The organism is Streptomyces apricus (genome assembly GCF_008369065.1).
Taxonomy (GTDB): Bacteria; Actinomycetota; Actinomycetes; order Streptomycetales; family Streptomycetaceae; genus Streptomyces; species Streptomyces apricus.
In genome coordinates this window covers 1-2,042 of the sequence record NZ_VDFC01000081.1, presented here as the reverse complement: position 1 = coordinate 2,042, position 2,042 = coordinate 1, and the positions used below count along the sequence as shown (strand labels likewise).

General features: G+C 75.9%; 3 protein-coding genes. 2 read left to right on the top strand and 1 reads right to left on the bottom strand.

The window, feature by feature from the left end; genetic code table 11:
- Positions 1-75: 75 nt before the first annotated feature.
- Entirely contained in the window at positions 76-1,389 is a 1,314-nt protein-coding gene (locus FGF04_RS35620; RefSeq protein WP_149515541.1) for a vWA domain-containing protein, read from the top strand.
- A 142-nt stretch (positions 1,390-1,531) separates the two neighbouring features.
- The gene (locus FGF04_RS41755; protein WP_268893802.1) at positions 1,532-1,660 is read left to right on the top strand and encodes an LPFR motif small protein; all 129 of its coding nucleotides are present in this window, start codon (positions 1,532-1,534) and stop codon (positions 1,658-1,660) included.
- Positions 1,661-1,776: 116 nt separating this feature from the next.
- On the opposite strand, the gene FGF04_RS40415 is transcribed toward FGF04_RS41755, so the two are convergent.
- The coding region (locus FGF04_RS40415; RefSeq protein WP_223146436.1) for a hypothetical protein at positions 1,777-2,042 on the bottom strand (266 nt) is incomplete at its 5' end.

Below are 2,042 nucleotides of genomic sequence, written 5' to 3'. Positions count from 1 at the left end.
CCACTGCCCCGCCCGCAGTTCCACCCGTTGCCGCATCCACCGCCCCGTCCGCAGACCCGCCCGTTGCCGCACCCGATGCCCCGGCCCGCGCCGCCGCGTCCGGTGCGGACCACGGAGCCCGGGCCGCCGGCGGATCCGGTCGGTCGCACCGCGCGGGCCGCACCGCCGCCGCTTCCGCTGGACACGGAGAAGCTGCTGGCCGCCCGGCTGCACGCGGTGCGGGTCCGCCCGTATCTCGCCGGGGCGCTGTTCGCCCTGCACGTGGTGGAGGACCGGTCGGTGCCGACGATGGCGGTGGACGCGCACTGGCGCTGCTACGTCTCCCCCGGTTTCGTGGCGCGCACCCCGGTGGAGGAGCTGGCGGGCGTCTGGGTGCACGAGGTGTCCCACCTGCTGCGGGACCATCACGGGCGGGGCGAGCGGTACGCGCGGCGGCACGAGGAGCACGGGCCGGGCGAGCGGCTGCGCCGCAACATCGCGGCGGACTTCGAGATCAACGACGACATCTACGGTGACGGGCTGCCGCGGCCTGCCGGAGTGGTGCTCCCCTCCCTGCTGGGGCTCCCCGCCGGGCTCCTGATGGAGGAGTACCTGCAGAGGGCGTCGCTGTCCGGGCTCGCCGCGGACCTGGCCTGGCTGGACTGCGGCAGCGGTGCGGACGGGCAGGTCCGGCCGTGGGAGCTGGGGCCCGACGGGGCGAACGGCCTGACCAGGCAGCAGCGGGACGCGGTCCGCTTCCGGGTCGCCGAGGGGATCAGGGGCCGGCCGGGCGAGGCACCGGAGGGATGGCGCCGGTGGGCGGACGAGGCGTTCCAGACCCCGCAGCCGTGGCGGCAGTTGCTGGGGGCGGCGGTCCGTTCGGCGGCGGGCGCGCCCGGCACGGGCGAGAACCACAGCTACCGGCGTCCGTCGCGGCGCTCGGCCGGGGTCCCCGGGGTGGTGCTGCCGAGCCTGCGCCGTACGCCGCCGCGGGTCTGCGTCGTCATCGACACCTCCGGGTCGGTCAGCGACGCCGAACTCGGCAGCGCGCTGCTGGAGGTGGCGGCGATCACGCGGGCGGTGGGCGGGCGGCGCGACCTGGTCTCGGTGGTCTCCTGCGACGCGGCGGCCAGGGTCGCCGTCCCGCTCTGCCGCGCCGAGGGGATCGAGCTGCTCGGCGGCGGGGGCACCGACCTGCGCTCCGGTTTCGCGCAGGCGCTGCGCTCCCGGCCGCGCCCCGACGTGATCGTCGCCCTCACGGACGGGCAGACGCCGTGGCCCTCCGCGCCGCCGCCCTGCCGTACGGTCGTCGGCCTCTTCCCCCGCCCGTCCGGCACGGCGGACGAGGAGGACCCCGACTACGTTCCGGACACTCCTCCGTCCTGGGCCCGTGTCGTCACGATCAATTGACCGGTCGTCAGCCGGAGCCGCGGTCAACCGCCCTGGCAGGCGGGCGGTTTCTTTGCCCGATCATCGGGCACCCGGACAGTGATCGGCCGTACAGCGGCACACCGGATACGGCGCACCGCGCCCGAGGAAGACGGAGGTCACCATGTTGAAGGCCATCGCAGACGTCCTTCGGTCCATCGGCGGGGCTGTCGCGACCGTCGTCMCCCTGCCGTTCCGAGCCGTCGCCCGCCTGTTCGGCGGCGCCTCCAGTTCCGCCCACGGTCACCACTGACGGAACCGGTCGCGCGGTCCTCGCGCGGCCCGCGGACCCAGAGCCCGGCCGGCCCCCTGTCCGGCCGGGCTCTGCTGCGTCCAGCCGTCTCCGCCTTCTCCGCCGCCTCGGCCGCCTCAGTCGTCCTGTTTCCAGGACCCGACGGGCACGCCGTCCACGCAGCGCACCCGGAGCTCGGCCTTGCCCGCGCCGCCCTCGAACTTCACCTCGACGTGCTCGGCGTCGGGACCCCGGTCGGCGCTCTTGACCCCGTAGCCCTGGGCGGGGGCCCACGACAGCAGACGTACCGTCGCCCCGTCGCAGGTGGCGATGGCGGTCCCGCCCGGTCCGGAGAACGTCTTCCTGGTCCGGTCGGCCGGGGCGGAGGCGGTAGGCGTGGGGG

Bases quoted from the DNA above. Each gene is read 5' to 3' on its own strand.
- FGF04_RS35620 (WP_149515541.1), top strand. From the start codon at position 76: ATGCCCCGGCCCGCGCCGCCGCGTCCGGTGCGGACCACGGAGCCCGGG.